Below are 16,812 nucleotides of genomic sequence, written 5' to 3'. Positions count from 1 at the left end.
CTACTGTTGACCCCGATACGATCCATCGGCCGCTCCGAGCAGCCGATGGTAATCGTCCAAGACGAGGGGGCCTCCGTCGTGTCCAGCCGTGTCCAACCGCTACAGCAAGGCGATCCGCGCTCTCTGGGGCGTTACCGTGTTCTAGGGCGGCTCGGGTCCGGCAGGATGGGAACCGTGTACGCCGCACTGGGCCCGAGCGGTGAGCGGCTGGCCATCAAGGTCGTGCATCCCGCATACGCCGAGAACACGGAATTCCGGGCTCGGTTTCGGCGGGAGGTCCAGCTCTCACGGCGGGTTGCGGGCCCCTGTCTGGCAGCGGTGCACGACGCCGAAGTCGACGCGCCCGCACCGTGGTTCGCGACTGCCTTCATTCCCGGCCCCACCCTCGATCAGCACGTGGCCGACTCAGGCCCCGTGGCAGGAGCCCGCTTGTACGCTCTGACAGCTGGCACCGCTGCCGCGCTCTCGGCCATCCACGAAGCAGGCGTCGCCCACCGGGACATCAAGCCTCAGAACATCATTTTGGCGCCCGCCCGCCGGCGCGCTCACCCCGCCCGCTTGACCCGCACTGGGGCCGGGCCCCTAGGGCGTGTATCGAATGTGCTGGTCACAGCCACTCGTTGATGGCCGCGACGAGGACGGTCGCTTCGTAGCGGACCGCGAGTTTGTCGTAGCGCGTCGCCACGGCGCGGTGCCTCTTGAGGCGATTGATCCCGCACTCGACCGCGTGCCGCGCCTTGTAGTCCTCGGCGTCGAACTTGGGCGGCCGGCCGCCGCGAGAGCCGCGCTTCTTGCGGTGGGCCGCCTGGTCGGCCTTGTCCGGAATCGTGCAGCGGATTCCGCGTCGCCGCAGATAGGCGCGGTTCTTGCGGGAGGCGTACGCCTTGTCGGCGCGGACGCGGTCCGGTCGGGTTCGCGGCCGTCCAACTCCCCGGCGGGCGACACGGACCTTGTTCAGGACCGGCTCGAACTGCGGGGAGTCGCCGCGCTGCCCGGCGGTGATCACGATGGACATCGGCTTCTGGCCCTGCTCAACAGCCAAGTGCAGCTTGGTGGTCAGGCCACCGCGCGACCGGCCGAGGCCGTGATCGTCCGGCTCGACGCCGATCCCGCCGGGCGGCTCCTTCTGGAGGTCCCCCTTTTCCGCGCCCCGGCGGCGTGCTGGTGGGCCCGGCTGACGGTGGAGTCGACGTTGAGGTCCCAGGTGATGAGCTCCTTCGCGTCGGCCTCGGCCTGTAGTTCCGCGAAGATCCGCTGCCAGGTACCGTCCCGCTGCCAGCGGCGGAACAGGTCGTACGACCTGGCCCAGGGCCCGTACCGCTCCGCAACGTCCCGCCACGGCACACCAGTGCGGGTGCGAAACCGTATGCCGTCGATCAGCTGCCGCCTGGTCCATATCGGCGGACGCCCCGGCTTCTTGCCCCGGGGCAACAGCGGTTCCAGGCGGGCCCACTGTGCATCCGTCAGATCTCCACGTGCCACGAAGCAAGATCATCTCACCTCAAGATCCACTTTCGATACACGCCCTAGGAGTCATGAACCAAGGGCCACCGGCACGCTCCGACAGCCAAGGGCCCCTGCGGCGCAGTGACTTGCTGCTCCTGATCTCGGCAGCGGTAAGAACCAGCCGGTCCAGCCAGCGGCCCGGAAAGTTCGTCATCTCAGAGACCGGCAGCGGTACGCCGTTCAACTGATCTGCAGCATGCCGAGGAACGTATCCTGCTTGAGCTCCAGTTCGTCGAGTCCCACTGCCGGAACCTCCTGTTTTCAGCCGGTCGCCACCGGCGCGGTGCACAGCGCGTCAGGCCGTACCCGTGACCGGCTCGCCCAGGGTGACCTCGGCCCACGTAGCAAAGACGAGCCCAGCACCGAGGGGACCCGCACCGAATCCCGACCCTTCGATGCAGAGCCACAGGGAGCAGGGGCCCTGTTCGCCCCTGACGACCTTGAGTTCGCCGGCTTTGGCAAACGTCGGCAGCCGGGGAACTGGCTCTCCTGCATCACCCCCGTCGAATTCGGCGAGCGTCGGCACGAGACGGATCTGTCCTGCCTTCTCGGCAGTGAACGAGCCGCCGACACCGCTGCCAGACAGAGCCGCAACGCCCGGTCCGCGCGCGGACCGGAAATCACCGCCCGGGCCTTTGCCCGTCGCCTCTTCACTCCATTCACCGCTGTCGCCATGGACCCCCGGCCCGTAGTAGCTGAACCCGCTGACGCCGACGGCTCCGACGACCGCGCCGCTCACGTCCCGCTCCCAACCACTTCCCATCCCGGAGACACCGACGCCGAGTTGTGATTCGCCGTATACGCCGGCACCGTCAACGGATTTGCCGACGACTTGCTCCACCATGGCGGGTGCCTCCTGACCAGGCGTGTGGAATCGAGTCTGGCAGCCACGCTACGGCCGGGAACGCCCCGACGACACCCGGAGTACTCCAGCCGCCTGATCATCAAGGGCTCAGCGGGAGGGAAGGCCTGCCTCTCTGCCTGACCGGAGACTCCAGCACCGGCAAGTCCCACCTTCTGATCGCGCTCGGCACCGAACCAGCGGTGGCCGGCCACCGGCTGAGCCAGGGTCACGCACACCCCGCCTGAGCGGATCCATCAGGACTTCCGGGACACCGCTCCGGAGACGAACCACTGCATGGCCGTCGTCCGTGTCGGCGGCCCCGCCGACGACTTCCTGCGGGCGCGGGCGGTCTCGTGACCTTCCAGGGACTTGTCGCGGATGTACTCGCGTCCCGTTCCGGAGATCGCGGCTCCGGTTGGACCGACTCGATGACGAATCAGCGCGTCCCAATCACCCTTGCCGGTCACTTGCTCACCAATGCGTCAAGCTCCCCTCGGATTCGGACCTGAGATCACGAACCACCGAAACGAGGAGCCTGTACATGAAGACTGAGTTCAGTGCGTCCCGGCTGGGATCGCTGCCCCGGCGAGGCACGTGGCTGACCGGCGGCACGATTGCCTCGCTGACCCTGGTACTGGCAGGCATCGCGAGCCCCACCATCGCGGCAGCGCCGGGCGCCCAGGGACCTTCCGGCGTGCATGCGGGCCACGCAAGCGAGGCCGGGTGTCAGCCCACGACACCTGACCACAGACGACCCGCCGCCCCTTCCGCCGGTTGCAACCAGGCCGGAAAAGGCGCGGCCGGACCCAAGGGTGACCCCGGTGACATCGGCCCGAAGATCGGCGGCGTCGCGCACGCCGACATTCCCGGCGCTGGCGGGGTCTACACCGGTTGCTACAACCGGAGCACCGGAGCACTACGGGTCATCGATTTCGAGGCCGGACAGCGGTGCCGGTCCGGTGAGCTCACGGTGCGGTGGAACCAAACCGGACCCACTGGCCCCACCGGTCCGAAGGGCGACACCGGTCCGCAGGGGCTGCAGGGCATTGAGGGCCCGAAGGGCGACACGGGCGCTACCGGTCCCTCCGGTACCGCGGACATCGTCCAAGGAGGGGGACCAACCGTCTCAGTGTCTCCGGGCGCGTTCGTTACGAGCAGGGCCGTCTGTCCGGCCGATCACCCGAAGGCGATCGCCAGCGGCTTCTTCGGGGGCGGCAGCGGGACTTTCGTGACTGAGTCCTTTCGGGAGACCACTACCCCCAACAGCTGGGTTATGTCCTTCGGCAACGCTGGTCCCGAGTCCACAAGGCCTGGGCCCGTCGTCTATTGCTCGGCGTGATGGCGTAGCGATACGCCTCGTGCGGGCCTCTGGTGCGCGTCAAGCCCGCCACCGCAAGGTAGACGGGAATCTCCTTCCTGAGCTTGCGAAGGGAGGAGAGCACTTCAAGCAGCGCCGTCACTCCAGTGGCCTGCGGCGGTCTCGGCGGCGGCGTGTCGGCATGCGGTGTCGCGGTCGTCGACGGCCGCCGCGGCCCGGCTCGGCGAAGGCGAGGGAACCGGCACGGTCTGCGTTTCGTCCGCGGGCAATATTTCGCAGTAGGCACACAAGCGCGGCTGAACGTCAGGAGTGTTGCCCAACCTGCCGCCTTCGGGGCTGCCGTTGCAGCGCCCGCACGGCGCGTCCGAGCGTTGCCCAAGTCTGGCTCGATGCCGCCTGCTTCGTGCATACGAACTGGCTACGCATTGTCGTGTTCACGGCAAGATGTCGGCGGGGCTTCGGTGCGGCGAACGCCGACCCTCTCCCATTTCGCAAACGTTCAACAGGCAGTCGTGGAGAACGATGCGTGTCACACCTAAGTTTCTCGTGGCTTTCGGAAGAAGGGGCTCATGGACACACTCCTCGCAGTTCGGGCTCGCGGGATCACCAAGTGCTTCGGTGACGTCGTCGCACTCGACGGCGTCGACCTGGATGTGACGCATGGTCAGATTCATGGCTTGGTCGGACCGAACGGCGCCGGCAAAACGACACTCCTCGGGCTTCTGCTCGGTCTGGCCGTTGCCGACAGTGGCCGTCTGGAGATCCAGGGTGAGCCGGTCGGGCGGGCGTTCGCCGTCCCCGACGGTGTCGCCGGCTTCGTGGACGGGCCCGGTCTCTACCCCTCGCTCACCGCCAGGCAGAATCTGGCCGCGCTGGCCGCGCTGCGCGGCCAGGACGCGCGGACGGCGGGCGTCGACGACGTGCTCGACCAGGTCGGGCTCACCGATGTCGCCGACGACCGCGCCCGCGGCTTCTCCCTCGGCATGCGTCAACGGCTCGGGCTCGCCGCCGCCCTGCTCACCAAGCCCCGACTGCTGGTGCTCGACGAACCGTCCAACGGCCTCGACCCGGCGGGAAAGAAGCAGGTGCACGGCGTCCTCACCCGGCTCGCGGCGGAGGGGACCGCAGTCGTGCTGTCGAGCCATCGCATGGACGACCTCGAGGCGCTGTGTTCCGAGGTCACCATCCTCGCCATCGGACGGGTCGTCTTCTCCGGTCCACTGAGCAAGCTGGCCGCCGACAACCGTGAACTCGACTACCGGCTGGTCACCTCCGACCCACAGTCAGCCCGTCGGCTGGCCGCCGGCACGCCAGGGGTCGGTGTGGCCGACGACGAGGCAGGACGTCACGGCGCCGAGGCGCTTGTCGTACGGGCATTGGTACCCGCCCTCGACGAACTGGTGGTGCGGCTGGTGCGGTCGGGTATCGCAGTGCGGGAACTCACTCCCGTGGTGTCCCCGCTCGAGGCGGCGTTCCTGGCCCTCGCCGAGCAACAGGGGCCGGACATCGAAGGGTTGACGTCCGGCGCCGGGCAGGACGAGCCCGGCAAGGACCAGTCGGCATCCGACGGCGAGGGGCAATCGGCCCATGCCGAGCGGCAGAAGGCAGGTCCCGAGCCGCAGTCGGCCGACAGTGAGTCGCCGTCGGCCCACGTCGAGCGGCCTGCGTCGGCCGGTGCCGAGCAGCAGGAGACCACCGCCCAGCAACAGGGCACCACCGCGCAGCAGAAGGCCGGCCGATGACCGCATCCCCCGCCCCGATCGTCGTCGCCCCCAAGCCCGAACCCGCGCCCACCTCGGCCCCCGCACGTGTCACGGTTGCCCGCGGCTACCGCTTCGAGTTGGTCAAGCTCGTCTCGCAATGGCGGATACGACTGCTCGTCCTCGGCTGCTGGATCGTCCCCGCGGTCTTCGTCGCCGGGGTCTCCCAGCAGTCCACCCTGCCCGTCGACACCCTCTTCGGCCGATGGATGCACGCCACCGGGTGGGCCGCGCCGCTGGTGATGCTCGGGTTCGCGGGCACCTGGGCTCTGCCGCTGCTGACCTCCGTGGTCGCCGGTGACATCTTCGCCTCCGAGGACCGGCTCGGGACCTGGCGGCTTCTGCTGGTGGCGGTGCGCTCGCCCCGCCGGATCTTCGTGGCCAAGGCACTCGCCGGCCTCACCGTCATTGTGCTGCTGGTTGCCGGCCTCGCCGTCTCCAGCACGGTCGGTGGGCTCCTGGCCGTCGGCAACCATCCCCTCGTCGGCCTCGACGGGCACTTGCTGTCGCCGGGCGACGCGGCCTGGCGGGTCCTGCTCGCCTGGGTTGCGGCCCTCGCCCCGACCCTGGCCCTCGCCGCGATCGGTCTGCTCGGCTCGATCGCGCTGGGCCGCTCCCCGATGGGGCTGCTCCTGCCGGCGCTGGTCGCCATCGTCATGCAGGTCGCGCAGATGCTGCCACTGCCGGTGGCGGTCCGGCTCGCCCTGCCGGGTTACGCCTTCATCTCCTGGAACGGCCTGTTCACCAGCCCGACCCAGCTCACCTCGCTGCTGATCGCCGTCGCGGTCAGCCTGGCGTGGGCGGTGCTCGCGACCGTGCTGGCGTATGTGCTGTTCCAGCGGCGGGACTTCACCAATCTCGCCTACGACGGTTCCGGGCGCCGCGCGCTCACCGTCGGGCTGCTGCCGCTGGTGGGGCTGACCGCCCTCAGCGTCGCGGCAGTAGCCGCATCCACATCTTCCATGGGTTCCGGTATCGAGCAGGGCCAGGTACAGCGCTCCGTCGCCACGGCCTTCGCCCACCTCTATCGCATGCAGACCGACCAACTGCATCGCCCCGGCGTCACGGAGGCGCAACTGCGCGCCACCGCGACATGCGCCAAAAGCGCAGGCAAGGGAGCCCAGGAAGGCGCGGGCAACGACTGGCGGTGCACCGTCAGTTGGCATCTGCCCGGCGTCGCAGTCACGGGGACGGCGATCTACCAGATCGACATCACCTCAGACGGGCGGTTCGTGGCCGACGGCGACGGTCCCAAGGAAGTGAACGGCTACTTCCTGCTGCGGACTTCGACCGGAGACGCCCCGAATCCGCTCTGGCAGTTCGACGGCAACGTCGAGCTGCTCGACACCTCCTCGAAGGGATAAAGTTTCATGCAGGTTGCACGACAGCGCCGGGTTCAGCAGAGGGAGCAGGTCAACCTCTTCGGCAGGCTCGTCGGCCGTCGGACCATGATGGTGACCGCCGGTATCGCGGTCGCCCTCGGTGTCACCGGCACGGCAGTCGCCTCGACGCACCAGTTCGGCACCCAGCAGGTTGGTCAGGTCACCGACCACGGCCAGGTCGTCTCCGACGACCAGTACATCAACCCCTACGGTGACCGCACGGTCATCAACTCCGGCAAGATCATGTCGTCGGTGGCCAGCCCGGACGGCAAGCACCTGGCCGCCTCGGTCACCGACGGCGACGCCGCCCTGGTGATCATGGACCTGTCCACCGGCAAGATCGCGCAGAAGATCGGCACCAACGCGGCCGACAGCCTGCGCATCAGCAGCAGCGCCGTGGGCCAGGAAGGCCCGACGTACTCGCCCGACGGCAAGTCGCTGTGGCTGGGCCAGGCCACCGGTTACACCAAGTTCACCGTCAATGCCGACGGCACCCTGGCCAACCCGGTCGCCGTGAACATCCCGACCGTGAGCGGCCACCAGGCCCTGGTGGGTGCCGCGGTGTTCTCCGCCGACGGCTCCACCGTGTACGGCGCGGTCAACGGCCAGAACAAGGTCGTCGCCATCGACGCCGCCACCGGCACCGTCAAGACGACCTGGACCACTGGCACCGCCTCGCGCGGCCTGGCCCTGGTCGGCGGCAAGCTGTACGTCTCCAACGAGGGCGGCCGTCCCGCGAAGGACGGCGAGACCACCATCAACTCCTACGGCACCCAGGTCCCGGCCGACCGGGAGACCGGCGCCTCCACCACCGGCACCGTCAGCGTCATCAACACCGCCGACGCGTCCGCCGCCGTGGGCACCATCGACGTCGGTCTGCACCCGACCGCGGTGTACGCGAAGAACGGCGTGCTGTTCGTCACCAACACCTTCGACAACAGCGTCTCCGTCATCGACTCCAAGAGCGACAAGGTCGTCCAGACCATCTCCACTAAGCCGTGGGCGGAGGCCTCGGTCGGCTACGAGCCCAACGCTGTCACCCTCACCGAAGACGGCCATCTGCTGGTGACCCTGGGCCGCGCCAACGCCGTCGCGGTGTACCGCTACTCGGGTGCGGCGATGCCTGCCCGCTACGTCGGCCTGCTCCCGACGGACTACTTCCCCTCGGAGATCGCCCAGGTCGGTGGGAAGATCGTCGTCTCCAACACCCGTGGTATAGACGCCCGCCGTAACCCCTCCAATCACGGCACCCACGACACCACGTCCAGCCTGACCACGTTCAGCCTGCCGAGCGACGACGAGATCAAGTCGTACACGCCCAAGGTGTTCCAGATGAACGGCTGGAGCGGCGACTCGCTCAAGCTGTCCGAGAACAACGGCAACGTGCCCGCGGTGCCGGTCCCGGCGCGCCTCGGCGACCCGTCGACGATCAAGCACGTCTTCTACCTGGTCAAGGAGAACCGCACCTACGACCAGGTCTACGGCGACATCCCGGAGGGCAACGGCGACAAGTCGCTCACCACCTTCGGCGAGAACGTGACGCCCAACCAGCACGCGCTGGCCAAGCAGTTCGGCCTGTACGACAACTTCTACGACATGGGCACGAACTCCGCCGAAGGCCACAACTGGCTGAACCAGGCGGACAACCCGGAGTACACCGAGTCCTCCGCCGGTGAGTACACCCGCTCCTACGACACCGAGGACGACGTTCTCGGCCACCAGAAGACCGGCTTCATCTGGACCGGTGCCAAGGCAGCCGGCAAGTCCGTCAAGGACTTCGGCGAGTTCCAGACGCTGGAGAAGAAGCCGGCGGGTGCGAACTGGCAGAACCTGTACTGCGACACCAAGGACATGGCCGCGACCGGCGCGGCGACCAAGTACCCGATCCAGACGGGTTCGGCGATCCCCTCGCTGAACGACGCGACGGTGCAGGGCTTCCCGAAGTTCGACACCAGCGTGCCGGACATCTACAAGGAGCAGATCTGGGAGCAGGACTTCAAGAAGAACGGTCCTGCTGACCTGAACATGTTCTGGTACTCCAACGACCACACCGGTGGCCCGGCGAACTCCGCCGCCCAGGTCGCGGACAACGACCTCGCGGTCGGCCGCATGGTCGACACGATCACGCACAGCAAGTACTGGAAGGATTCGGCGATCTTCATCGTCGAGGACGACTCCCAGGCGGGCAAGGACCACGTCGACGGCCACCGCGCACCGGTCCAGATCATCAGCCCGTACGCCAACCACGGCACGGTCGACAGCCACTACTACTCGCAGGTCACGATGGTCCGCACCATCGAGCAGATCCTCGGCATCCACCCGATGAACCAGCTCGACACCGCGGCCACCCCGATGGCCGACGCGTTCACGAACAAGCCCGACTTCACGCCGTTCAACTCCGTGGCCAACCGGACCTCGCTGACCCTCGGCGTGAACCCGGCCCCGTCCTGTGGTGTGGACACCCCCGCCCCGCAGAACCCGGCGGCGGCCGCCGCGCCCACCTCGGTGGCGATCCCGGCGTCGCAGCAGCCGCTGGCCACCGAGTGGAAGAGCTGGCTCTCCAAGCAGCGTATGACCGGCGACAAGGCCGTGCCGGACTACGCCAACAACGAGCAGATGGACCGCTTCACCTGGTACGACACCCACAACTTCAACAAGCCCTACCCGGGGGACAAGAGGGTATACGCGCCGCAGGACGTCCCCGGCGCCAACCTTCCGTCCGCGGAGAACGACGGCTGACATAGCCTGATCGCGGCAGGGCCCCTGGCCGGCGTCACCGCCGGCCAGGGGCCCTGCGGTCCCCCCGTCGGCCGCTTCTGGGTGGTGGCGCGCGGTGCCGCCTTCGCCGCGCACATTCAGCAGCAGTTCACCTCGGACGATCGAGGCCCTGCTGCGGAGCGATTCGGCGCGCAGCTCGCTCCCGCCAGGATGCCTCGATCGGGCAACCCCATCCCTGCGACCTCGTGCCAGCAAAGCGCGTCGGGCTCTCGCAGATACACGTCTCCCGCCTCATCCACACCAGCTGCCAGCGCGTACGCGACGAAGCCACCCGCAGTGAGCAGCCGGGCGAGGACGCACAGGCCCGCCTGAACGCTGTGCCCCGAATCTTGCGTTGCGCCCGCGCGACGTCGTCAGGTTGCGTCCCCCGACGGCGGAGGGCCCGGCCCGGCTTTCGCCGAACCGGGCCGCGACTGCGGGCCTGCCGCACCAGGGCGCGCTGGATGTCGTCGACGACAACGATGAGGCCACGGTAGGCAGCGAGCGCGGAGAGCACCGGATCGTCGCCGGTCTCCCGGCTACCCAGGAGCACACCGGCGAGCAGCTCTGCGTTGGCCTTCAAGGTCAGCATGCCGACGCCTGCACCGCCACTGCGAACGCAAGGCTGACTCACTTCGTAGACAACAGCGACTAAGATCGATGGCGACATCGCGTGTCGGTCACCGGCTGGGTGAGGCATGGAGGTGTCAGGAGATGCCCTCGGAGGCATTCCTTGTCAGTTGAGTTGAACCACACGATCGTCCACGCCCGGGACAACCGGGAGTCCGCAGAGTTCTTCGCGTCCCTGCTGGGCCTTGAGATCACCGCCGAGTGGGGCCCGTTCGTCGCGGTCGCCCTGAGTAACGGCGTCACGCTGGACTTCGCCACGATCCCCGCGGACAAGATCACTCCCCAGCACTACGCTTTCTTGATCTCTGAAGAGGAGTTCGACGCGGCGTACGCGCGGATCACACAGCGCGGCATCGAGCACTACGCCGACCCGCGCCAGCAACAGCCCAGCACGATCAACCACAACGACGGCGGCCGCGGCGTGTACTTCATGGACCCGGCGGGCCACGCGATGGAACTCATCACGGTGCCGTACGGCGGCTGGGCCTCGTAAGCACATAGGTCGAGGGCCACACCCGAGTACCGGGTGCGGCCCTCCATCACTGCTTGTGCCCGATGTGCTCGCGGCCGGCGCACTGCGGCGGCGTCTCCCGGACGCGGATCAGGCGGGCGACGGCCGCGCGCACCGCGTCGTACACCGCGCTGTCGACGGTGAGCTCCAAGGCGGTGAGCGCCTCGGCCTTCACCGTCCACAAAGGGCCCTGGCGCTCCACCGCGATGAACACGACACGCTGCTCCTTGGCCGCCTTGCCCGCAGCCTCGAACGCCCCCAGACCCGTCGCGCCAGGAATCCGGTCCGCGGGACAGGGCGTCGGCAGCGGCACCATGACAAACATCCCCCCAGCAGACAGACAAAGGCGCGCCGCGTAGACGCGCAGCACGTCCCCGCGAACGCGGAGGGCGACCACTTGACGGTGAAGAGGGTCTGGCAGTCCTTCGGACCATCCCCGCAGGCGCGGGGGCAACGCCAAGATCCATGACCGGATGGTCGACTCCCTGGGACCATCCCCGCAGACGCGGGGACGACGGTGTACCGGCCGTCGTTGTTGTCGAGGGTGAAGGACCATCCCCGCGGGCGCGGAGGCGACGTGAGCGGCACGCCCTTGACCATCCCCGCGGGCACGGGGACGACACCAACTGGCCCTGCTGACCTGCCGGCTGAAAGGACCCTCCCCGCAGACGCGGAGGCGACTTCTACCGGCTCCCCGGAGCCGAGGGCAACGAAAGCCGAAGGTCTGGGATGACCTGACGGACGAGCAGCGCGAACGCCTGGAACAACTCGGCATCACCCCACTGGCACCGGCTCCGGAGCCGGAGACGCTGTCCAAGGCCCCTAAAGCCCATAACAAAATGGGCCGTCGCCGGTCCTCGCGCGGCAGGGCGAGGCGAGCGCGAAGGAAGATCACTACTCTGCATGAGTGCTCTCATACGACGAGTTGACTTCACCAGAGCGTGAGTTGTGGGATGCGTTCCCTGAGGGACGCCGCGTGGATCTGCGCACGGGTGTGCTTGAGAACGACCGTGTCGCCGAGGGTGGGCAGTGGGGCCCGGGGCGGACGGTTCGGGCCGCCGTGATCGTGGCGCTCCTCCAGGGAGCGAACACCGCGCTGTCGGGCGCGGTCCCGTGCCTAAGGCTCGCGGGGGCGCGGATATCCGGGCACCTTAACCTGGCCGGCGCGCACATCGCTCACGTCTTCTGGCTTGAGGACTGCTGGTTCGAGGAAGGTGTGGACCTCTCCGGAGCGTCGACCCAGTCGATTGTGATCGTGGGCAGCCGAGTGCCGGGCGTGGAAGCCGGCGTGATCCGCGTCGAGGGGCGCCTCGACCTGCGGCGCTCACGCCTGGAAAGCGGCTCTGCCTCTCCCTTCCACCGCCAGGTCACCGCCTTGTCGCTCATCAACGCCCACGTGAGCGGCGCCGTGAACCTCAACGGCGCCGAGATCACCGCACCCGCGGCATGGGCAGTGTCCGCTGGCGGACTGGTCACGGAGGGTGGCGTCTACTGCGGGGACGGATTCGTCGCGGACGGTGAAGTCCGTCTCATGGGGGCACAGCTGCCAGGCGGACTGCACATGCGGGGCGCACTGCTGGAACGCCCCAGCCGGCGCGGGGTGGCGCTCGCCCTGGACAATGCCGTGGCCTCGACGCTCGACTTCTCCGACGGGTTCACCGCGAACGGGACCGTACGGCTGCGGGGTGCCCGGATCTCGGACAACCTGACCTTTGAAGGAGCCGTCCTGAACGGGCCGCCCGTCGGCCACGGCCCGTCACTGGTCGCCCTGTTGATGCAGGCTGTCGACTTCGACTTCACCCTCGCCCGGCCAGCGTCCGGCGCCGTGGACCTGCGGGGCGCGCAGGTGTCCTACCTCCACGACAGCGGGCACAGCTGGCCGGATGTCGTGGAGTTGGACGGCTTCGTCTACGGCTCCATCAAGGTGGACGAGGCAGGCGAGCGGCGGGAGGCTGTGGGGCGGCGGGACTCCGTGGCCCGCCGCGTGGCGTGGATACGACGCAGCCCGGGCTACAGCCCCCAGCCCTATGAGCAGTTGGCGAGCTGGTACCGGAAGGTCGGCCACGACGACGACGCCCGCCGCGTACTCCTGGCCAGACAGCGCCATCGGCGTCAAACTCTGCCCCCGGTCGCGCGTGTGTGGGGGCACTTGCTCGACGTGACCGTCGGCTATGGTTACCGCCCCTGGCTGGCCGGTGTCTGGCTCCTCGCGCTGGCCTTGCTGGGCACGCTGTCCTTCAGCACGCACGCCCCCACTCCGGTCCAACGAGGCGAAGGGGCCGCGTTCCAGCCCCTCGTCTATACGCTCGACCTCTTGATCCCCATCGGTGGTCTGGGCCAGCGCACAGCCTGGTACTGGCCGAACGACAGCCTCCAGTGGTTGGCCTACCTGCTGATCGCCTTTGGCTGGGTGCTGACGACCGCGGTCATCGCGGGTGTCACCCGCACCCTGCAAAAAAACTAGCGGACGACAGCTGAGTTCAGGCGGCGCCAGCAGAGCACTGCGCATCCGAGAGTGAGGAACGCTTCGTGGATGTCATCGCGAATCTCCCAGCGGCGCGAACACACGCTCCGCTACCCAGCGTTGTGTGCAAGTCCGGAGCCGTGCTCGGTGCCCCGGCGGGCGATCAACGGCTTCACACCGAGATCCCAGACCAGACGGCGGTACCTGTCGTGGTCGTAGCCGTGGTCGCCCAGCACCACGTCCGGGCGGCGCCGGGGCCGGCCGCGCTTGTCCCGCACCGGCGGGATCTCTTCCAGCAGTCGGACCAGCTGGGTGACGTCGTTGCGGTTGCCGCCGGTCAGGGTGGCGGCCAGCGGGGTGTTGACCATACGGTCGCCATGAACGCTCCTGACAGGAACAGCGCTCCTTGCACAGCCCCGCGCTCCGACGCAGTGCGCGGGGCCATGCAGCATGTGGGCGCGCCTTCATCCGCTCTGACGCCCGGAGACAACACCGCCACCACCGTTACTGTCCGGCGACTACACGATCTGCTTCAGCGACTGGATCGCCACGAGGCAGTGCCAGCACAAACCGCCGCAACTCACCGTGACTTCGACGCCATGACTGCCAGACCCCGCACCCGCACGAGCACCCGACCAGGCCATACAGAAGCCCTGCACCTTCTTCCCGTACCGAGCCCCAGACACTCGGGACAAGACAAGGCACAGGGCCACTGCCGAACCCAACCTAGACAGCCCAACTACTCCACCTGCCACCGGGTCACGCCCCCACACCACACCCAACGCCCAACGCCCAACGCCCAACGCCCAACGCGAGCATCACACCGCCTTCGTGAAAACGCCCGCTGTCGCGGCTACCGCGGGGCCAGGCGGTCAAGCTGACCCTCGGCTGGCCGCACCCCCAGCCACGAGCACCGCTACTCCAGACCATCCCCGCAGCCGCAGGGCGACTTCTTGTGGAGGGTGCAGCCGACGCGGCGCAGCGGACCATCCCCACAGGCGCAGGGACGACGAGGTCTCACCGGGTGCGTAGCGCTTCCCGTTCGGACCACCCCCGCAGACGCGGAGACGACGCGCCGAGCTGGGCGGTGAACTGCCCCAGCCGCGGACCATCCCCGCAGGCACAGGGGCGACACGGCCACGACCGTCGACAACAACCGGCAGTCCTTCCCTGCGGGCGCAGGGACGACCGGGCCCGGGACTGGGACACCGGACCATCCCCGCAGGCACGGGGGCGACCTCTGCTGCTGGTGGTGCATCGCCAGTTCGCCCGGACTATCCCCGCAGGCGCAGGGGCAATCTCGTGCTCCTCCTCGCGGAGGCGTACTACGGGGGACCATCCCCGCAGACACGAGGGCAAACACCGCCTCGAGGGGCTACATCCGCGTCGCGTCCGGACCGCCCCCGCAGGCACAGGGACGACAGCGTGATCCCGGCGAACTCGTACTGCCCGAACGGACCATCTCCACATGCGCGGGGACGACAGCGTGGCTTTGTACGCGAGTAGCGGGTTCTGGCACAGATCTTGGGGAGCCGTTGCGGAAGGTGACGGTGTCGTTCGATTGAGGGCGCGGGTCCGGGGGCCCGTTAGCGTTCTCGCATTCTGGTCCACCACCAGCCGAACACCGCCAACTCAATATTGTTGGGGTCGGGCAGGGTGCGGCGCTCGAGTTCCTCATCAATGCGTGTGATCAGTCGGCCCAAGTCCCGTTGCGCTCCGGGAGGAAGGTGCCGCATCGCCCACTCGAGGTCATCACGGGCATCTCCCACCCCGGGCGATTCGAACTCGGAGGCGTCCAGGTAGCGTCCCGGCTGGTTAAAAGCTCGCTCGAAACACGAGAGAGCATTGGCGACCGCGTTGGGCCACATCTCCTGGTCTTCGACCCGGCGGATCGCTGCACGAGTCCGAGCAGAGACACTGCGGACTCTCAGGACCGAAAACTGCCATCGTGGCCGCCACCGCTCTGTGCGGACGGCCTTGGGACGCCTACGCGGCATCGCCCTTTCGGATCAACATGAGGCCATCCTGCCACGGGTGGGCGGCTGCTCGCGCAGTGTTACTGGAGCAGGATCACCTTGCGCAGGAGTTCAAATCCGGCTCGGCCGTATAGCTGCCTTTTGATCTTCTTGATTCGGTTAACGGCGCCCTCGATGCTGCCGGAACTCCAGTCGAGAGTGAGCCCAGCTATCACGGCGTCAAGGTCCCGCAGAAGGTGGAGCGCGAAGCCGGTGAGACCGGGGAGCTGGCTGTCATCGACTGCGTCGATCCAGGTGGGGAGTGTGGAGCCGAGGCGGTCGGTGAGTATCTCGCCGAAGTCGCGGACGTGTTGTCGAGTTCAGGGCAGCGTGCAAGGACATCCTTCAGGCTGGCCCGGTCTTCCTCGCTCAGCGCAGTGGGGTGTCGGGTGAGCCAGCCGGTCACCTGACGCACCGTCGGAGTTCGGGGTGGCGCGCCGACGGGAGTCCCGCGGAGGGTGGCGATATGGGCGCGGACCATCTGGTAGGTGACGGGCGCGTTGTCGGCGACGAGTTCGCTGTGGAGTTGGGTGACGCTGGTGCATCCCGCGGCGAAGCGTCGCTCCAGGTAGAGCTTATAGGGGTCCAGTCTGCTGGGGCGGGGCCGGTTTTCGCGGATGGTGTCCTGCCAGTTCGCGGCGTTCGCGTATCTGAGTACGGTGTTGAGGCCCCAGCCCAGGTGCCGTGCAATCGCCCGGCGTGAGTGACCTTGAGCAAGGAGCTCGTGGACCAGGCCATGTGCTGCCTTCTTCCGCTCGGCCCGCCGGCCGACGGGCACCGAGTCGTCCTGCGGCAGAGCGGAAGCCAGCGGGGTGGCCTCCGGCAGGGTGCCACTGGGCGAAGGAGTGCTCAGGCAGTCGCGATGGGCGGCGACGCAGGTCTCCACGGCGCGGCCGAGGCCCTGCCATAGATGGAACCGGTCAGCAACCTGCAGAGCATCAGGGGCACCGCGGCGGGCACCCTCGGCATAGGCGCCCGCCCGGTCCCGGCAGATGATCTCCACGCCGGGGTGACGGACCAGCCACGCGGCCAGCGGTCCGGCTTCACGCGTCGGGAGCACATCGACCACGCGATGGTCTTCGACGCTGGTCAAGACCGTGGAGTACGCCTGGCCGCGACGGATCGCGAAGTCGTCCACGCCCAGCACACGCGGCGTGCTGAACGCGGGATCGGGCAATGCAATGACCCTGCGCAATAAGGTCATCCGGCCAGCTCCGAAGCCCAGCTGGGCAGCCAGCCGGGCGCCGGCCCGTCCGGCCAGCGCGAGCCCCACCCGTTCCAGGGCACGGTTGAGCCGTCTGGTGAACCGTGCGTGCGGGGCGGCCAGCCGGGAGAACGGCTCGGCGAACGTCCGGCGCGGGCAGTCCGCCGCTCCGCAGATGAAGCGCCGGACCGTCAGTCGGATCACGAAGCCCTGCTCAGCGAGTGGAAGGTCCCTCAGCCTGCGCTCGTATCGGTCGTGGACCCGTCCCGAGAACCGGCCACAGTCCGGACACGCAGCCCTGGCCGCGCGGCCTATCGCCACCACCTCGACGGTGCCGAACGCAGCCGTAACCGCCTCGACATCCACATCATCGATCCCCTCGAACACCAGCGAGCCCCAGAACGATACGTCGGTCTGCATG

11 protein-coding genes and 3 pseudogenes are annotated in these 16,812 nt (G+C 68.3%); 8 read left to right on the top strand and 6 right to left on the bottom strand.

Going from position 1 to position 16,812, the window contains the following annotated elements; genetic code table 11:
* Positions 1–45: 45 nt before the first annotated feature.
* Positions 46–624: a protein kinase domain-containing protein gene (locus OG758_RS48185; RefSeq protein WP_326716284.1), complete on the top strand. Its 579-nt coding sequence runs from the start codon at positions 46–48 to the stop codon at positions 622–624.
* Here the strand turns inward: OG758_RS48185 and OG758_RS48180 are convergent.
* Positions 608–1,482 (bottom strand): IS5 family transposase gene (locus tag OG758_RS48180; protein ID WP_326715701.1). Its coding sequence is split into 2 segments (ribosomal slippage): positions 608–1,092 and positions 1,092–1,482, totalling 876 coding nucleotides; the frame shifts between segments, so codons are not numbered across the junction. The two genes, OG758_RS48185 and OG758_RS48180, sit on opposite strands and share 17 nt — an antisense overlap.
* Before the next feature lie 319 nt (positions 1,483–1,801).
* Positions 1,802–2,350: a hypothetical protein gene (locus OG758_RS48175; RefSeq protein WP_326715700.1), complete on the bottom strand. Its 549-nt coding sequence runs from the start codon at positions 2,348–2,350 to the stop codon at positions 1,802–1,804.
* 116 nt (positions 2,351–2,466) lie between these two features.
* On the opposite strand from OG758_RS48175, the pseudogene OG758_RS48170 reads away from it, so the two are divergent.
* The 6 genes and pseudogenes from OG758_RS48170 to OG758_RS48145 all read left to right on the top strand — a co-directional run.
* Positions 2,467–2,568 (top strand): annotated as a pseudogene (locus tag OG758_RS48170) (IS21-like element helper ATPase IstB); the annotation flags it as partial.
* A gap of 323 nt (positions 2,569–2,891) precedes the next feature.
* Positions 2,892–3,689 carry a hypothetical protein gene (locus OG758_RS48165; protein WP_326715699.1) on the top strand — a complete coding sequence of 266 codons (798 nt, stop codon included), beginning with the start codon at positions 2,892–2,894 and terminating at the stop codon, positions 3,687–3,689.
* 548 nt (positions 3,690–4,237) lie between these two features.
* Positions 4,238–5,164, top strand: a pseudogene (locus tag OG758_RS48160) (ABC transporter ATP-binding protein); the annotation flags it as partial.
* A 242-nt stretch (positions 5,165–5,406) separates the two neighbouring features.
* Positions 5,407–6,792, top strand: a complete 1,386-nt coding sequence (locus OG758_RS48155; RefSeq protein ID WP_326715698.1) for an ABC transporter permease — start codon at positions 5,407–5,409, stop codon at positions 6,790–6,792.
* A 6-nt stretch (positions 6,793–6,798) separates the two neighbouring features.
* Entirely contained in the window at positions 6,799–9,549 is a 2,751-nt protein-coding gene (locus OG758_RS48150; RefSeq protein ID WP_326715697.1) for a phosphoesterase, read from the top strand.
* 751 nt (positions 9,550–10,300) lie between these two features.
* The gene (locus tag OG758_RS48145; protein ID WP_326715696.1) at positions 10,301–10,690 is read left to right on the top strand and encodes a VOC family protein; all 390 of its coding nucleotides are present in this window, start codon (positions 10,301–10,303) and stop codon (positions 10,688–10,690) included.
* 46 nt (positions 10,691–10,736) lie between these two features.
* Here OG758_RS48145 and OG758_RS48140 read toward each other — a convergent pair whose 3' ends face one another.
* A complete protein-coding gene (locus OG758_RS48140; protein ID WP_326715695.1) occupies positions 10,737–11,024 on the bottom strand; it encodes a hypothetical protein in 288 nt (95 codons plus the stop codon).
* A gap of 591 nt (positions 11,025–11,615) precedes the next feature.
* Here OG758_RS48140 and OG758_RS48135 point away from each other — a divergent pair.
* Positions 11,616–13,172 (top strand): oxidoreductase, encoded by a 1,557-nt coding sequence (locus OG758_RS48135; RefSeq protein ID WP_326715694.1) that lies wholly within the window; start codon positions 11,616–11,618, stop codon positions 13,170–13,172.
* On the opposite strand, the pseudogene OG758_RS48130 reads toward OG758_RS48135, so the two are convergent.
* The 3 genes and pseudogenes from OG758_RS48130 to OG758_RS48120 all read right to left on the bottom strand — a co-directional run.
* Positions 13,169–13,528: pseudogene (locus tag OG758_RS48130) on the bottom strand (transposase); the annotation flags it as partial. The gene OG758_RS48135 and the pseudogene OG758_RS48130 sit on opposite strands and share 4 nt — an antisense overlap.
* Before the next feature lie 1,700 nt (positions 13,529–15,228).
* On the bottom strand, positions 15,229–15,438 hold the full coding sequence (locus OG758_RS48125) for a hypothetical protein (RefSeq protein WP_326716283.1): 210 nt from the start codon (positions 15,436–15,438) through the stop codon (positions 15,229–15,231).
* Positions 15,360–16,811, bottom strand: coding sequence for an ISL3 family transposase (locus OG758_RS48120; protein ID WP_326715692.1), 1,452 nt, complete (start codon positions 16,809–16,811; stop codon positions 15,360–15,362). Before OG758_RS48120 ends, OG758_RS48125 begins: the two co-directional genes overlap by 79 nt.
* Position 16,812 lies beyond the last annotated feature (1 nt).

Origin of the sequence: Streptomyces sp. NBC_01474 (assembly GCF_035918215.1) — a bacterium.
Taxonomy (GTDB): Bacteria; Actinomycetota; Actinomycetes; order Streptomycetales; family Streptomycetaceae; genus Streptomyces; species Streptomyces aureus.
This window is presented reverse-complemented; position numbering and strand designations above follow the sequence as displayed.